11 protein-coding genes are annotated in these 16,827 nt (G+C 39.4%); 5 read left to right on the top strand and 6 right to left on the bottom strand.

Annotation, left to right across the window (positions count from 1 at the left end):
* Positions 1-83: 83 nt before the first annotated feature.
* Complete coding sequence (gene uvrA, locus BLR27_RS13170) at positions 84-2,888, bottom strand: excinuclease ABC subunit UvrA (protein ID WP_090705601.1); 2,805 nt, start codon at positions 2,886-2,888, stop codon at positions 84-86.
* 239 nt (positions 2,889-3,127) lie between these two features.
* Between uvrA and BLR27_RS13165 the strand changes: the two genes are divergently transcribed.
* The 4 genes from BLR27_RS13165 (at position 3,128) to recA (ending at position 5,964) form a co-directional block, all read left to right on the top strand.
* Positions 3,128-3,724 carry an RNA polymerase sigma factor gene (locus BLR27_RS13165; RefSeq protein ID WP_090705599.1) on the top strand — a complete coding sequence of 199 codons (597 nt, stop codon included), beginning with the start codon at positions 3,128-3,130 and terminating at the stop codon, positions 3,722-3,724.
* Between the two features lie 66 nt (positions 3,725-3,790).
* Complete coding sequence (locus BLR27_RS13160; protein WP_090705597.1) at positions 3,791-3,982, top strand: hypothetical protein; 192 nt, start codon at positions 3,791-3,793, stop codon at positions 3,980-3,982.
* 86 nt (positions 3,983-4,068) lie between these two features.
* Positions 4,069-4,821 (top strand): endonuclease III, encoded by a 753-nt coding sequence (gene nth, locus BLR27_RS13155; RefSeq protein ID WP_090705595.1) that lies wholly within the window; start codon positions 4,069-4,071, stop codon positions 4,819-4,821.
* Between the two features lie 132 nt (positions 4,822-4,953).
* On the top strand, positions 4,954-5,964 hold the full coding sequence (gene recA / locus BLR27_RS13150; protein ID WP_090705593.1) for a recombinase RecA: 1,011 nt from the start codon (positions 4,954-4,956) through the stop codon (positions 5,962-5,964).
* 60 nt (positions 5,965-6,024) lie between these two features.
* Here the strand turns inward: recA and BLR27_RS13145 are convergent, their stop codons facing one another.
* Positions 6,025-7,329: an acetylxylan esterase gene (locus BLR27_RS13145; protein ID WP_090705591.1), complete on the bottom strand. Its 1,305-nt coding sequence runs from the start codon at positions 7,327-7,329 to the stop codon at positions 6,025-6,027.
* A 477-nt stretch (positions 7,330-7,806) separates the two neighbouring features.
* Positions 7,807-9,651, bottom strand: a complete 1,845-nt coding sequence (locus tag BLR27_RS13140) for an outer membrane protein assembly factor BamB family protein (RefSeq protein WP_090705590.1) — start codon at positions 9,649-9,651, stop codon at positions 7,807-7,809.
* Positions 9,652-9,768: 117 nt separating this feature from the next.
* Between BLR27_RS13140 and BLR27_RS13135 the strand changes: the two genes are divergently transcribed.
* The gene (locus tag BLR27_RS13135; protein WP_090705588.1) at positions 9,769-10,059 is read left to right on the top strand and encodes a hypothetical protein; all 291 of its coding nucleotides are present in this window, start codon (positions 9,769-9,771) and stop codon (positions 10,057-10,059) included.
* Between the two features lie 55 nt (positions 10,060-10,114).
* Here BLR27_RS13135 and BLR27_RS13130 read toward each other — a convergent pair whose 3' ends face one another.
* The 3 genes from BLR27_RS13130 to BLR27_RS13120 form a co-directional block, all read right to left on the bottom strand.
* Positions 10,115-12,019, bottom strand: coding sequence for a SusD/RagB family nutrient-binding outer membrane lipoprotein (locus BLR27_RS13130; RefSeq protein ID WP_090705587.1), 1,905 nt, complete (start codon positions 12,017-12,019; stop codon positions 10,115-10,117).
* A gap of 17 nt (positions 12,020-12,036) precedes the next feature.
* Positions 12,037-15,147: a SusC/RagA family TonB-linked outer membrane protein gene (locus BLR27_RS13125; protein ID WP_090705585.1), complete on the bottom strand. Its 3,111-nt coding sequence runs from the start codon at positions 15,145-15,147 to the stop codon at positions 12,037-12,039.
* 128 nt (positions 15,148-15,275) lie between these two features.
* A complete protein-coding gene (locus BLR27_RS13120; protein WP_245704514.1) occupies positions 15,276-16,379 on the bottom strand; it encodes an ROK family protein in 1,104 nt (367 codons plus the stop codon).
* Positions 16,380-16,827 lie beyond the last annotated feature (448 nt).

Here is a 16,827-nt window from a genome sequence, read left to right as displayed (position 1 = left end):
GCAGTAAAGGCCGGCTCCGCTCTTAGCTGGAGTCTATATTATATCAATTCTATCGGAAATTAAGATTAAAACCTCAAAAAAACTCAATCTACAAACCTCTCCTTCAAAAAGCTGCCGGTATATGATCCTTTCTCCCTGATCAGGTCCTCAGGTACTCCTTCAAACACAACGTTCCCACCTCTATCACCACCTTCGGGACCAATATCAATAATCCAGTCAGCACATTTGATCACATCCATATTATGTTCTATAACAATGATGGTGTTTCCCTGATCAATTAAGGCATCAAATGATTTAAGCAATTTTTTAATATCATGAAAATGGAGTCCTGTTGTTGGCTCATCAAAAATGAACAGGGTTTTACTGCTATTGTTCCCTTTTACAAGGAAAGAAGCCAGTTTAATCCGTTGAGCTTCACCACCTGAAAGCGTGTTTGATGATTGTCCCAGGTGTACATATCCTAAACCCACATCAGCCAAAGGTTTGATCTTTGCAGCAATTTTAGGTTCATTTTGGAAAAACTCAAGCGCTTCATCAATGGTCATGTCCAACACCTCAAAGACATTTTTTTCTTTAAAGGTTACATCCAGAACATGCTGCTTAAAGCGCTTTCCATCACAAGCTTCGCATGGCAGATAGATATCAGCCATGAACTGCATTTCGATCTTTACTTCACCTTCGCCCTGACAAACATCACAACGCCCCCCTTCCACATTGAATGAAAATGCTGATGGCTTCAGTCCTGATGCCTTAGCAGCACCCTGAGAAGCGAATAAATTCCGTATCTCATCCCATGCCTTCACATAGGTAACTGGATTGGATCTTGATGAACGGCCAATAGGATTCTGATCTACAATTTCAACCTGCTCAATTTTATTAAAATCTCCATCGATAGAATCATAAGCTCCGGTTTGCTCTCCCGAATAGTTTCCAATTGCTTTCTGAAGTGCCGGTTGTAAGATCCGCTTCACAAGTGATGTTTTTCCGGAACCGGAAACTCCGGAAACCACGCTTAACACATTCAGCGGAAATTTAACATTAACATTATTAAGATTATTTTCCCTTGCGCCTTTTATCTCTATAAAATCACTCCACTTTCTTCGATGCTGTGGTATCGCGATCGCTTGTTTACCGCTCAGATATTGCCCGGTAAGACTCTCCTCTGCTTTCAATATCTCAGAGTAAGTTCCTGTAAATACCAGTTTACCGCCATGAGTACCGGCTTCAGGGCCAATATCAATGATATGATCGGCAGCCTTCATGATCTCTTCTTCATGCTCAACAACCAGCACCGTATTTCCAACATCTCTCAGGGACATTAATACTTCAATCAGACGCTGAGTGTCCCTTGGATGAAGTCCGATACTTGGCTCATCCAGCACATATACTGAACCAACAAGCGAGCTGCCCAATGAGGTAGCCAGATTGATCCGCTGTGATTCCCCACCTGAGAGGGTGTTGGATAGCCTGTTCAAGGTCAGGTAACTCAAGCCCACGTCATTCAGAAATTTGATCCGGTTGGTAATTTCCATTAATAGACGCTTAGCGATCTTCATCCGAACAGGGTCAAGTTCTAAACCCTGAAAAAACTCCAGTGCTTTATCCAGAGGCATCAAAACGATATCCGTAATAGAATGATCGGCGATCTTTACGTTTGAAGCATCCTGGCGGAGGCGACTGCCAAGACATTCCGGACAATTTGTCTTACCGCGATACCTGGAAAGCATCACTCTATATTGAATTTTATAAGTTTGTGTCTCAAGTTCCTTGAAAAAATCGTTAAGTCCGCTGAAGTACTCGTTTCCAGACCACAATAATTGTTTTTGCTCAGCTGTAAGCTGATTATAGGAACGATGAATAGGAAAATCAAATTTTAAGGCATTTTTGATCATTTTATTCAGCCATTCGCCCATTTTTTCACCCCTCCAGGGAGCAATGGCACCATCATAAACCGACTTGCTTTTATCCGGGATGACAAGGTCCTCATCAATGCCGATGATCTTACCATATCCTTCACAACGCTTACAGGCACCAAAAGGATTGTTGAAACTGAAAAAATTAGGAGATGGTTCCTCGAAACGAATGCCATCCAGTTCAAATCGATCGCAAAACACATGAATCTGGCCATTAGCTTCTAAGTAGCAATCACCCCTGCCCTCAAAAAAAGCAGTTTGGACTGAATCCGCAATACGGCTTAAGGTTTCTTCATCATCAGCCACTGAAACACGGTCAATAACGATCTGAATTGCAACATCACTGCCAGATTTAATGTTGCCTGTTGACTGATCATCCAGAAGATCTTCAATTTTAGATAACTGATCATTGATCAATACACGCGTAAAACCTTTTTGCAGAAGCACTGCCAGCTCCTCCTTAAGTGAGCGGTTATTGTGGGCATGCAAGGGACAGGAAACCGTTACGGATGTGCCTTCAGAAAGGCCAGAAATAAAATTTATAACATCTGTAACAGTATCCTTTTTCACTTCTCTGCCTGAAACAGGTGAGATCGTCTTCCCAATACGGGAAAACAGCAATTTCAGGTAATCATATATCTCAGTTGAAGTACCTACCGTTGAACGGGGATTACTTGTAATAACCTTTTGCTCAATGGCAATAGCCGGAGCGATACCCTTAATATAATCAACATCAGGTTTATTCATCCGCCCCATAAACTGCCTGGCGTATGAAGAAAGACTTTCTACATATCGCCTTTGTCCTTCAGCATAAAGTGTATCAAATGCCAGGGAGGACTTGCCTGAACCTGACATCCCGGTGATGACAACTAATTTATTTTTAGGGATTGCTACATCAATATTTTTTAAATTGTGGACTCTAGCCCCTTTTATAATAATATACTTTTTAGGATCTTTTTCCGCTTCTTTATTCATTCGCAAATTCCAAACTGTTTTATTTCGTATATACAGGTATAGCCCTATATTTCGAAATGCAAAAATACGGCTATAAGTACTTATTACAGAAGAATGATTAAATATTATTTGATTTTGGCAAAATTATTGTTTGATTTGAAATTGTATTCATATAATTGCATATAACCAAAAGGGAAAAGCTATCGGATAAACTCTACTATAACATCTTTTAAGAATTTACATAAAGAAGAATTTAAAGTATGAGTGCTATAAATATTCATTCGATTAGTGACCAGGACTTGGTACAGCAATACATTACTGGCCATGAGCCCAGCCTGGAGGAACTGATTCGAAGACATAAAACCAAGATCTATACATCTATATATCTATTAGTAAAAGACTCCTACCTGGCAGAGGATATTTTTCAGGACACTTTTATTAAGGTTATCAATACCCTGAAAGCTGCGAAATATAATGAGGAAGGAAAATTTCTTCCCTGGGTGATCCGTATTGCCCATAATCTTGTGATCGATCATTTTCGAAAAGAAAAGCGTAAACCATTAGTAACTACTGTAGAAGGATTCGATATTTTCGAGGTTATTAAATTTTATGATGAGAGTACAGAAGACAAGATCATTCGCGAACAATCCCATAAAGATTTAAGAGAGCTGATTCATCACCTCCCCTCGGATCAGAAAGAAGTATTGATCATGCGTCATTTTGGCGAGTTAAGTTTTAAAGAAATTTCAGACATAACCGGGGTGAGTATTAACACCGCACTTGGCCGTATGCGCTATGCGTTGAATAACTTACGCAAGATGATGTTAACCAGAGAATTAAGTTTAAAGAATATCTAAAAATATTTTATTATAAATAAAACATTCCTATATTAAGTACGTTTAAATTAAAAACTTAAATTGCTTATGATAGAAACCTCTACTCCGAAAACAAATTCTTTACAAAAAACAGAAGTTAATAAAGATATTAACGCAGAAGATCTTAGCGAAGACGAGCAATCTTTCTATTCTTCGATCAAGCCCTGTTTAAATGCAATGGTTACTGATCCTAAACAGGAAACCATTAGCAAACTTGTAAATTATTCAAGATCTGTTTAAAAATCTTTCAAAAAAACCAGTCTCAGGACTGGTTTTTTTGATGATTATATAAAGATAATTATACTATTCAGGCATATATTTGTGAGGTGCTAAGAAAAGACAGATATAAAGCCTTTGTAGACTATTTCTCTTCCCATCAGCCTGAAGCGGAAACAGAACTGCATTACGAAAATCCCTACCAGCTATTGGTGGCAGTTATTTTATCTGCCCAATGCACAGACAAGCGAATCAATCTGGTTACCCCCAGACTGTTTGAACGCTTTCCCACACCACAAAGCCTTGCCCAGTCTACTTCAGACGAAGTATTTGAATACATACGCAGCGTAAGTTATCCCAATAATAAAGCAAAGCATCTGGTAGGCATGGCAAAAAAATTGGTGCATGATTTTAATGGAGAAGTACCTTCTTCCATAGAGGATCTTCAAACGATGCCAGGGGTTGGAAGAAAAACTGCGAATGTGATCGCTTCTGTAATTTTCAGTGCCCCGGCTATGGCGGTTGATACACATGTATTCAGGGTTTCAAATCGGATTGGCCTTACAAGAAATGCAAAAACACCTCTGGCTGTAGAGAAACAACTGGTAAACTTCCTTCCTGAAGAAAAAATTCATATCGCTCACCATTGGCTCATTTTGCATGGCAGATATGTTTGCTTAGCGAGGAGTCCCAAATGCACTATCTGCCCTTTAACACATATTTGTAAATACTATGCACAAAGCCAGACAGAGGGAGCTTTACGCAAAGCAGAAAATATGCAGTTAAAAAAGTCGCGCGAGCTAAAAAAGAAAAAACAGGCAAATAAAATTGCAGGCAAATTGAAAAAATTTGAAGTTAAGTAAGGCAGCACTACCATAAATTGATATAATTAATTAATATATTCAGAATCTGAGAAAACATTAAAAATATTTTTTGATAATATTTTTAGTATTTTTAAATATTAATTTTACTTTTGGGAACAATAAACTAAAATAATGAGCAACGCAGATAAATTAAAAGCTTTACAGCTAACGCTGGATAAACTTGAAAAATCATACGGAAAAGGCACCGTTATGAAATTGGGTGATAATGCAGTAGAGGCAATTGAATCTATATCAACTGGCTCAATAAGCCTTGATATTGCATTGGGAATTGGTGGACTGCCTAAGGGTCGTGTCATTGAGATCTACGGTCCTGAATCTTCCGGTAAAACTACGCTTGCCATTCATGCGATTGCTGAAGCACAGAAAAAAGGAGGCATTGCTGCATTCATTGATGCTGAACATGCTTTTGATAAATTTTATGCCAGCAAACTTGGTGTTGACATCGAGAATCTGCTGATCTCACAACCAGACAATGGAGAACAGGCTTTAGAAATTGCAGATAACCTGATCCGCTCGGGTGCCATTGATATTATTGTTATTGACTCCGTTGCTGCCTTAGTACCTAAAGCAGAGATAGAGGGTGAAATGGGAGATTCCAAAATGGGTCTTCATGCACGTTTAATGTCGCAAGCCCTGCGTAAATTAACCGGTACTATTTCAAAAACAGGATGTTGCTGTATATTCATCAACCAGCTTCGTGATAAGATCGGAGTTATGTTTGGTAGTCCGGAAACAACGACAGGCGGTAATGCACTTAAATTTTACGCATCAGTACGTTTGGATATCCGCCGTATCTCTCAAATTAAGGATACTGATGAAGTTTCAGGAAACAGAGTAAAAGTAAAAGTTGTCAAAAACAAATTGGCACCGCCATTCCGAATTGCTGAGTTTGATGTTATGTTCGGACAAGGTATTTCCAAAGCCGGAGAGATCATCGATCTTGGTGTTGATTTTGAGATCATTAAAAAAGCAGGATCATGGTTTAGTTATGGAGATACCAAGCTAGGTCAGGGCCGTGATGCTGTAAAACAGCTATTACTTGACAACCCCGATCTGATGGATGAACTGGAAGCTAAGATAAAGGCAACTGTTACTGCCGACAAACTCGAAGAAAAAGCATAAACATAAAAAAACCCGCTCAAAAAAAGCGGGTTTTTTTATGCGCTAAATAGTATTAATTCTCTAGTTCACTTTTAGCTGTTTTTGCAACCAGCTATCCATATTTTCCCTTTGTTCAGGATACATCCAATGACCTGTTTCCAATGCCAAAAACAATGATTTTGGTGCAGTAATAACATTGTATGCAGCATGCATGGATGTTGGCGGACAAGTTTCATCATTGAAACCCCAGCTATACATACCCGGTACCTTAACAAGTTTCGCAAAATTCACTACATCATAATAACCTGTAGTTTTTACCTTGTCAGGAGTACTTCCGGTGTTCACATTATCCTTATTAAATAAATGCGGCCATCCGCCTGCACGACCAAGCATAAATCCGGTAAGATCACTAAGCGCAGGGTAGTAAGCCCCCAAAAACTTTACTCTTGGATCCAGTGCAGCAGTAACAATAGACAACGCTCCTCCCTGACTGCCACCTGTAACTCCAAGATTGGAACCGTCAAACTGAGGCAGGGATGTTAAAAAATCATTTGCTCTCACACATCCCATATAAACCCTCTTGTAATAATAACGTTCACGATCTTCCAGGTTTGAGGCCTGATAACCAGACAATGCTCCCGCAGCCAGATTAGCATAAATGCCAGGTTCCATCGTTACAGGAACACCATGAATACCTATCTCCATGGTGATCACACCCTTTTCTGCAGTAGCTACATCCCCATTATATGGCCTTACACCAGCACCAGGAACTCTAAGCAAAGCCGGATATTTTCCCTCCTTTTTTGGAACGCATAAAATTCCGTAAAGCCTGCTCCCCAAACGAAAATTCTGAAGATTAACATGATACACATTAACCTTTTCCGTAGAACGCTCAGGCAATAAGGTCATGCGAGCATCCATTGGTATTTTTGCAAGATCGGCCTTTGCACCATCCCAAAATTGAATAAAGTCTGCCGGACTGCTGGCTGCTGCAGGCTTAATTTGGTTTGCATCAAAACCAACAGTAGCCAGGCCTCTATATTTCTTGCCATTTACTTCAGCGGTAACGATACAACGATAAAATCCCGGGGTTTTCATTGTACCAGCATTAATTGTATAAAGACCAGCTGCCAACTGCATGGAGTCTCTCATCTCGGGAGCCATTCTTTCAGGACCCAGTTCATACTTCACTTTTACGTTCTTAAGAGGGTTGCCATACTGAAGCACAGAAACATTGAACTTAACCTTTTCTCCTGTTTTATACTGCCAATCAGTATGATCAGGTGCCACAATTACCTTCACATTCTGTTCTACTGGCTGGGCAAAGCCCTGTATGACAGCCATAAAAAGTAGAAGAAGGAACAAAAACGATTTGATTTTTTTCATTAGTTTTTTAGTTTTTTTAACGAAAGGGAAACATTGCTATTTGGCCTAAGCCTGTCTCCAATTCCTTGATGGATAAATAATTAAACGATTTCAAATTCGACAATAATAGAGTTCAAACCAAATTTATTTTCAGTTGCTAAAATGCCTAATTTAATGAACTGATTCCAGGTATATCACCAGCCTTTACTGTTGTTTTGTAACTTAATGAACTTCTTCTATTGTTAATTTGGCTTTAGTTTCCATAATTCCTTGATTTAATAATGGAACTCAATCATGCTTTAAGAATTGTAAACAATAACTTAGATGAATCCAGTACATTATTTCAAAACTTACAAATATAAACCTTCAAGATTATGGAACATCTATTTTCGGCTCATTTAGCTATTTAAATGCCTGAATAAATACTCCTGAGGAATCTTAGTGAACGATCAAATAAATGCGGTGGTATAATCTTCAATCTCGCATCAGCGGTTCAGATCACCTGGATCCGTCGGCATTCAGAATCGTTATCTTACCATCCATGGTGGCTGCTATAATACGGTTCCGGCCAATCACATTCACCGTATTCACCATGGAGTTGTCAATCTTGTATGCCCAATTGATTTTTTGTGTGATAGGGTCGATGGAATAAGCCACTCCGCTTTTAGTCCCAAAATAAATGCTCCCATCTTTTTCAATCAGCATGGAAGGCACATGTTCATATCCAAACCCTGCATTCATCCTCCAGGCAATTTCCGCCGAGGATTTCTGGGCCCGGAAAGCCACAATCTCATCATTCATGGTTTTCCCGTAAATGAATTTCCGATCTGCAGAAATACCGATTGATTCTCTGATTGATGCCGAATTGCTTCTCCAGAATTCGATTCCTGTCTGACTGTTTATCGCAGTAATGTACTTGTCGGGTGCAACGATATATACCACCCCGTCTGCTGCAACAGGGTTTACCATAGCCGGAGCAAAATGCCGTACGCCTTTCCCATTGTTCCATTTCCACAACAGGGTTCCATCCTTTTGATTCAAAGCGTACAGGTTAGTGTCCCATGAGCCAAAAATCACCTTGCCTTCATAGATTAGGGGTTTGCTGACCACCGGACCATTCAGACCCTTAAATTCCCATACAGATCTGCCATTTCTAATGTCGATAGCTCTGAAGGTGTGATCACTTCCACCTACATATGCAGTATTATTTTCAATAGTAACTGCTCCCAGTACAGAATGGCCGGTTTTGACCTTCCAAAGCAGCTTTCCGTTTTTAATATTCAAGGCGTAAATATATCCATCCCCGGAACCGATAACCATCCGCTTGCCGCTGACGGCCGCTGATGAATAAATGCCTCCTCCCGTTTTGTATTTCCATTTCAACGAACCATTCTTTTCCGAGAGCGCTTCAACGGTTCCGACACTGTTTCCATAAAGTACCAGGCCCTTAGCATAGGCAGGTGTGGAGACCACATTTGCGTCTGAATGGAAAGTCCACTCGGGCTTAACATTGGTATACTTTCCGTTAATCGTAAAATCCGGACGGGGATAACTTCCGGTTTCATAAGTTTTCATTCCCAATGGTAGTGCACGCCATTTTTTTTCGCCCTCAATACCAGGTTTTCGTTCTGAAAAAATTACTGAGTCGGCGCGCATTTCCACGATATTATAACCTCCAACCGGGTTCTTAGCTCTTAAATTTGATCTTCCGTGAGTGGCTGGTATACCTTCGAAATCGGCAGCTTTGTTGCGATGGTGATGTCCAGCCAGGGCAAATTGGGTATTGTATTTTTTAAGCCTGTCTGTAACTTCATACCAGTTGTCGAGTTCCGGGTTTAGCGGGTAGTGATTCAGGAATATAAGGGGTTGTTCTTTCGGAGTTTGAGTTAAAACTGAATCCAACCACATCACCGCATCCCGGGGAATATGCCCGTCTGACATCCGCACATAGGGGCCTGATGCGCATCCGATAAAGCGATAACCCTTATGATCGAATACAAATTTATCATAACCGAACTCTCTGATAAAACTGACACCGCCAGATTCAGACCATCCAGTATCATGGTTCCCCGGAAGAATATAAAATGGAATCTTCAGTTCTTTGTAAATGTTTTTTGCGATTCTTATCTCCTCATCAGTACCCATTTCCGTGATGTCTCCTGTGATGACCACGAAATCAAGATCCGTACGTTTATTTAGATCCGCAACTGTCTTTCTCAAATCCTCTGCAGGTTCACCCGGATCGGTTGCGATATGAGTATCACTTAGAAAAGCAAATTTGAAAGTCTGGGCACTAAGGTTAAACGAAGAGAGTACTATTAAAATGGTAAGAAGAGTCTTCATGATTGAATATCGGGCAAAAAATACAGTTCGGCTTTCCGGTTAAAGACCATAGTCTTATCCGGATTAAATGTTTATCTGATTCAAATGTATGCTTTTCGAAGGTGAAGACCAGATCAAATGTATTTTTTACACAAACCCATTCCTCTTTCAGCGAGCGAAACAGCTTCCATGAATAAATATTTTGGCGACTTTGCGGCTAAGTTGAGAACAGAGCCCTTAAAAACTCCGTTAAACGTAGACGGAACCGGCGAGATGTCGAAATTTTACGAAATATTCAACGAATTGAAGGATTGCAATTTTGACAGCTTTGAAATAGAACGGAAAACAAGTGAAATTCCAATGATCGATGTGGAAGTGAATGATTTGAATTTTCTTGCAGGTAAAATCGGAGCTGCTAATTCAGGCTAAAGAAAAAGGCCGCTAAAACTATATTTTAGCGGCCTTTTTCAATATGAATGCTTAACTATTTCTTAGCCCACCAGAGTGGAGTAAGTACGCCATCTTCGCCCCCTAAAAATCCTACCGCCTGGTTATATCCGGTAGCATTACTGTTTTTCAAACCAGAAGGATATCTTAATCTTTGCGGGAAATTTTTCACGCTAGTAGTCATAAAGTTACCTGCTGTTAAATTTGGCAAATTAACCAATGGGTTTTCAACAGCTGGATTTTCAAAAAATGGAAGCCCAAGTCTACGATGATCACTCCATGTTTCTAAAGGTAACCAGGGTGTTTGCGCAATAAATTTCTGCGTTATGATTTTAGTTAACAGATCATTCTTTACCGCACCAGATTTATAGATTGTATTGTCTGGATATTTAATCTGAACTGTTCCATCAACATCTGTTAAACCATCTTTGTAGTTCATTGTACGCGTAGCAGGTGGTTCTGTTATATGATCCCAGCTTACAGAAGTCCCAGCGTTGTTATAGGCTGTAGAAGTTAAATACGCAGTACTTTGCGCACCAACTCCCCAATAATCCAAATTAGCTTTTACACCAGCCTCATAGGCAGCCTTTGCTGACATAGGAGTGGCCCAGCCTCTCACAGCTCCTTCAGCCAATAAGAAATACGTCTCCCAGTTGGCAAGAAATATTCTTGAACTTGCACTAGTCCTAAATTCGTTCGAGGTACGTGGCATGGTACCATTAAAAGCTCTCACGTTATTTTTGGATCCTGGAACTCCCCAATCGCCACTGGTAAACCCATTCCATGAGTATTTAGCGTCGATTGTTTTTATTGCAGTTGTTCCATCCGTCAGGGTACGAACAGTAGTTTTTGCAGTATTATCCCAGGATGGATAGCTATTGAAGTTGCTATTGTTGAAATCTCCAGGGATAATAAATGCTTTAAATGCTCTTGGATCTATCTTGCTTGGTAAGCCATCTAACCAATATCCTGCAAAAGGATCATTGGTTTTCATCGTGAAATGATCTTGCAGACGCAGGCCTATATAATTATCTGGTTTTACAAAAGATTGTATTCCTGCACTTACCTGTGTAGCAGATGATATACCGCCCAGATTAAAGGTTAAATTACGATAAGTAGCACTCATAATTTGAGCATTCCACTCTCTGCTCATCACGCCTGTTAAAGCGTCCCATCCTCCACGCTCTGCAACTTTGAAAGTCTGATCAGCAGCTGTTAATAATTCACCACTGGCAGCTTCTTCGAAGGCCGTTTTAGCTTTAGCAGCATCTACCTCAGATAAACGCATGGCCAATCTCAAACGCAGAGTGTTTGCATATCTTTTCCATTTATTATAATCATATTGAAAAGCGGGATCTTGTTTTTTAACAGCATCCGGATTTACAACAGTCACATCTAATTTTGAAGTGGCGTCTTTCAACTCATCAAGTAAATGATAATAAACATCTTTCACACTTGCAAATTCAGGATTTGTGCCTTGAAAACTATTGATTGGAATAGGTCCGAAATTATCAGACAACTCACTCATCAAATAGGCTCGCCATATCCTTGCAACTTGTATTAAGTTTTTAGTATACAACTTACTTGTACCCTTAGCGACTTGATCATTCCCAACTTGTATAGCAGAATTTGCAGCGTTTAACCAACCAGACATGTAACTGCTATAATAATCAGACGACCATCCATCGTTGTAGCCTCCACTCGAAATACCTCCGCCCATTTGCTGGTGACCTGCTGTTTTCCAGTAAAGTATAAAAACCCGTTCCGCAATATGTGGATCCATTTGTGAACCTATGATACTGTTATTGATAAAATAATCTACCTGTACCTGATCGGCACTTGCCGCCAGTGGGTTGGTATTTATTTCGTCGAACTTTTTACATGATGATGCCATTACTAAAACTGTAATCAGCATCCACATTCCTGTATATTTATTTTTCATCGCTTTATTTTTTAATGTTAAAATCCTAATGCCAGGTTAATTAAGAAAGTACGCATAGTTGGTAAACCTGCATTTTCGAACCCGGTTGCATTACTGTTAGTTGCATAAACCGACTCAGGGTCGATACCATTCATGTGACTTTTTATCAACCAAACATTGTTGGCTGAAACTCCAAACTTGGCGCTTTTAATCGGAGAATTAGCCAAAAGCTTACGAGATAGTGAATAGCTTAATTGAACATTTCTCAAACGCACATTGCTTGCATCATACATGTTCGCCTCTGTAATCCCTAAATTATTAGCAGTTGCCACTGCTAACCAGTATTCCTGAGGAGTAACCGTTTTGGTGTTAGCAACATAGCCACCAGTGCCATTGCTCACCACGCCCGGAGCTACAAAACTCGCTCTCAAGCCATTTGGCGCAGTCACGTTTGATGTACCATTAGCCTGCATCGCAACGTGTGTAGCAGAAAATATTTCGCCACCAATTCTTGCATCAACTAAGAAAGAAAGACCAACACCCTTATATTCAAAGTTATTGGTAAAACCTATAAGTGCTCTGGCTTGTTGATTCCCTAGTTTAACAATTTCCGGGTCGCGGGTTGGTACTCCATTTGCATTTAACAGGACCTGACCAAAAAACGGACTAGCCTGGTCTTTTACTCTCGAGTACCTTGTACCATAAATCTCTCCATATTTCTCACCAACTACTGCCAAAACAGCTACATCATCGAAGCCACCAAGACCGTATCTGCTAACACCTTCTGATAATTCTTCTACGGTATTGTTGTTACGGGAATAATTAAAAGAGGTAGTCCAGTTAAGACCGTTTGGTTTACCAAGCACTCTGCCGTCGATTACCAACTCAATACCAGTGTTTTGTATATCACCTGCATTTACTTTCTTGGCTGTATAACCACTCAAAGCATCCATAGGTAAATCAATCAACTGGCGGGTAGCATTAGTTTTATAATAAGAGAAGTCTAATCCAATACGACCTTGAAGAAATTTCAATTCTGTTCCCAATTCAAGTGATTTGATAAGCTCACTGCGAACGTTTGGATCTAATAGTACAGTATTTCTTCCTGCCGTTGTATTTCCATTAGGATCTTTACCGATGTTAAACGTGTTGTACAATTGATACGGAGCAAGGTCATTACCAACTTGTGCATAAGATGCTCTTAACTTACCGAAATCAAACCAATTTGGCATTTGAGCACCCATATTACTTAACATATCTGAGAATACATACGATAAACTAACCGAAGGATAGAAGAAAGAACGATTTTCTCTGCTTAAGGTTGATGACCAATCATTTCTGAAAGTAGCATCTAAATAAAGATAACCATCATAACTAATTTGAGCACTACTATATACAGAGTTTATACTACGTTTTGAAACCCCTTCACTAACACCTGCCGGACTTACACCATTATTAAGTGAAAACAGGTTAGGCACAACTAATAATCCAACGCTGGAACTTAATGAAGAAAAATTCGTTTGCATTAAGTTACCTCCGACAGAAAGCATACCTCCGAATTTACCAAAAAGATTATCTTTTCTGGCTGAAAGCAATGTACTAAAGTTGGTTTCCGAAAAAGTCTGTTTTCCCAATCCGTAACGGCCTGTAGAAGCTATCGGGCTTCCGCTATATACATTAGATTGGGTATTGGTAGTATATAAATCGGCTCCACCTTTTACCTCAGCATTTAACCATTTGTTAAAATTATATTTAACTGAACCATTCACAATAAATCGATCTCTCGAATCTTGGTTTAAATTATTTTGGTTGCTCCAATATGGGTTAATCTGACTTCCAGCACCCGGAAACCATAGCATATTGCCTGCATTATTTTTTGCAGCCTGGAACTCAGTAATATCCATCGAACGAGGCAACAAATAAAGTGTATAAGCGCTACTATTGTCCCTGCCGCCGATTGGCCTGTTATTAGCTTTTGTATTGCTATACTGAATTTTGGTATCCGTTACCCAACGATCATCTGAACCAAATTTACTAATAGCTCTTGCAGTAAGGTTATTACGCAAAAGCTTGGTTCCAGGTACAATACCTTCATCTTCCAAACGGTTATATGAAGTATAAATAGAGGCACCTTTGTATAATTGCTGAAAAGAAATGCTATTGTTGATATTGGCACCTTGTTGCATATAATTATCAACATTATTGTAGGTAGCTAAACCAATTTGTTGACCATTCCAATTAGTTACCATCTGACCATCAGCTTTTGGTCCCCAGCTGGCAGTAGAAGTAGCGTTATATACACCAGTATTTCCCTGACCAAATGAGTTTTGAACCTCTGGATTGGTGAAGATATTAGACATACCATAAGAACTAGATACGGTAATCCCTAATCCGTCTTGTGCGCGGCCAGATTTGGTAGTGATTAATATTACCCCGTTACCAGCTCTGGAACCGTATAATGCCGCAGCCGAAGGACCCTTTAATACAGAAAGCGTCTCAATATCGTCGGGATTAATATCAGCGATCCCGTTACCCATATCTAAGGATCTGTTCCAATAACCATTATCCGGTGCACCGGTAAAGTTATCAATTGGCACACCGTCTACTACAATTAAAGGCTGGTTACTTCCTGTAAGTGAATTACTTCCACGAAGCAATATTTTAGAAGATCCAGCTGGTCCATCACTAGATCTAATTACCTGTAAACCAGCGATTTTTCCAGTAAGCGTATTTGCCAGGTTAGGTTCTTTAGCCGAAACTAAAGTCTCGCCCTTAACCTCCTGCACCCCATATCCCAACGATTTTTTCTCTCGCTTAATACCTAGTGCGGTTATTACAACTTCACCAATTTCACTTTCTGAAAAAGCTAGTGTTACATTAATTGTTTGCTGGTTTCCCACTACTATTTCCTGCCTGGCAGATCCTATCATGGTAAAAACGAGTATGTCCGTTGGATTGGCCGAAATTGAAAATTTTCCTTCAGCATTTGTCTGGGTTATTTTTGTTGTCCCTTTTACAGCAACGGTAACCCCGGGAACCGGTGTCGAATTTTCCCTTACCGTTCCGGTAATGGTTTTTTGTGCAAATGCAGTAATGCTCAACAATGTTAGCAGTAGCACACTTAAACACCTTAAGTAGTTTTTTTTCATGTTGTTGTTTTTAGTTAGTTTTTGTTTTGTTGTTTTTGTTGTTTTTAGATAGTTAGATAGTAGTTATTGTTTTTAGTTGATAATCTTTAACTCAGTAATTTTGGTTCGTTTAAATTTTTTGATAAATTTTATTCAAATTGGCTGTTTTCTACGACCAAACTGGCAGCAGCTAATAACTCTGCGTTATCTGCCAATGTTGATAATGTAATAGTTGTTTGGTCTGCAATGCGGGGTATACAAAATTCATTAATGGCTTGTTGTATTGATGGAAGTAACATTTTACCCGCCCGTGCTCCTCGTCCACTTAGTACGATACATTCCGGATTCAGAATATGAATTAATGTGGACAAGCCTTTTCCTAACTGAAAGCAGCCGGCAGACAAAATTGATATTGCCAAAGGGTCTTGTTGAATAACTGCATCTAAAAAATGATCGCCGAAGTGCTTTGATTTATCCTTAAAAAGCTTCTTCATACTCGATTCGACTCCCTCTGCCAATGCTGCTTTTGCTTTTTCAACCATCACCCATAAGGAGGTATCTACTTCCAGGCAACCTCTTTTGCCACATGAACATAGATTATTGGTTTTTGAAAGCGGAATATGGCTAAATTCTCCTGCATAGCCGGTACTGCCCCGATACAAACTCCCTTTAATAATCATTCCCAAACCTGTTCCCCATCCTACATTCACCACTAAGGCATCCTGCATCCCCTCTGCCTTTCCAAAATGAAGCTCGGCTAAGGTGATTAAACTTGAATCGTTATCGATAAAAACTGGCAAGTTTAAATCTTTCATCAGGTAATCACCTAAATTAGCCCCATTAGGTGTAGGTAGATAAGAATTATTAATCCCTTTTTCGGCATTTACGAGCCCGGGCGTACCAATTCCAATACCTATTAAAGAGGTTCTTTCGAAACCGGATTTTTGAATACTAGAGTTTATAAAAGTGATGAGTTTACCAACGGCCTGTTCATCTTCGCTGATATTCAAATCGAGCAGCTGAAGCGGCAATACAATCTCATTGGCAAGATTGAAAATCACCAGTTGGGTGATAAGCTGATCCATAGCCACAGCAACAATATATTTTTGTTTAGCCGGATTGATTAAAAACATTAAGGGTCTGCGTCCACCTGTTGAAGGGGCTAAACCTTTTTTTTTAATGTATTTATCGGCAATTAATGAATTTACTGTAGAAGTAACCAATGGCAAACTCCGTTGAGTAAGCTTACTCAAATCGGGTAAAGAAAGTGCCTTTTTGTAATGAAGGTATTTAATTATATCAGCTCTGAGCCGCTGATTATTTCCAATTTTTACTGACATTCCTGGTTCTTCTTAAACAAACTTAATAAAATAAATTAAAAGAAAACAAATCTTTATAATAGTTTTATAAAGTTGGCTAAAGATCCATTAATGCATAAAAAAGCAATATTAATTTCGCTTTATCGAGTATTTGTAGAATAAACAAGAGGTTTTTTACCCCAATCTAACTTCTGCAATTTTTAATGCTTTAGGTATTTAGTTTTTTTTTGCGATCTAAAATCTTATCGCGATTAAAAGACCGGTTAAGTAATTTCTAAATAAATACCTGGCTCTTTGCTTGAATTCCGGGGCCTGAAATTACCGTTAATCCATTTGTTAGAGATTCAGGGCAATGCATTAAATAAATGACTGCTGTCAAATC

This window comes from Daejeonella rubra, from assembly GCF_900103545.1.
GTDB lineage: Bacteria > Bacteroidota > Bacteroidia > Sphingobacteriales > Sphingobacteriaceae > Daejeonella > Daejeonella rubra.
This window is presented reverse-complemented; position numbering and strand designations above follow the sequence as displayed.

Excerpts from the sequence above, each read along its gene's own strand:
- recA (WP_090705593.1), top strand. The coding sequence starts at position 4,954 with ATGAGCAACGCAGATAAATTAAAAGCTTTACAGCTAACGCTGGATAAA.
- BLR27_RS13165 (WP_090705599.1), top strand. The coding sequence starts at position 3,128 with ATGAGTGCTATAAATATTCATTCGATTAGTGACCAGGACTTGGTACAG.
- BLR27_RS13145 (WP_090705591.1), bottom strand. The coding sequence starts at position 7,329 with ATGAAAAAAATCAAATCGTTTTTGTTCCTTCTTCTACTTTTTATGGCT.
- BLR27_RS13135 (WP_090705588.1), top strand. The coding sequence starts at position 9,769 with ATGTATTTTTTACACAAACCCATTCCTCTTTCAGCGAGCGAAACAGCT.
- BLR27_RS13160 (WP_090705597.1), top strand. The coding sequence starts at position 3,791 with ATGATAGAAACCTCTACTCCGAAAACAAATTCTTTACAAAAAACAGAA.
- BLR27_RS13125 (WP_090705585.1), bottom strand. The coding sequence starts at position 15,147 with ATGAAAAAAAACTACTTAAGGTGTTTAAGTGTGCTACTGCTAACATTG.
- BLR27_RS13130 (WP_090705587.1), bottom strand. The coding sequence starts at position 12,019 with ATGAAAAATAAATATACAGGAATGTGGATGCTGATTACAGTTTTAGTA.
- BLR27_RS13140 (WP_090705590.1), bottom strand. The coding sequence starts at position 9,651 with ATGAAGACTCTTCTTACCATTTTAATAGTACTCTCTTCGTTTAACCTT.
- uvrA (WP_090705601.1), bottom strand. The coding sequence starts at position 2,888 with ATGAATAAAGAAGCGGAAAAAGATCCTAAAAAGTATATTATTATAAAA.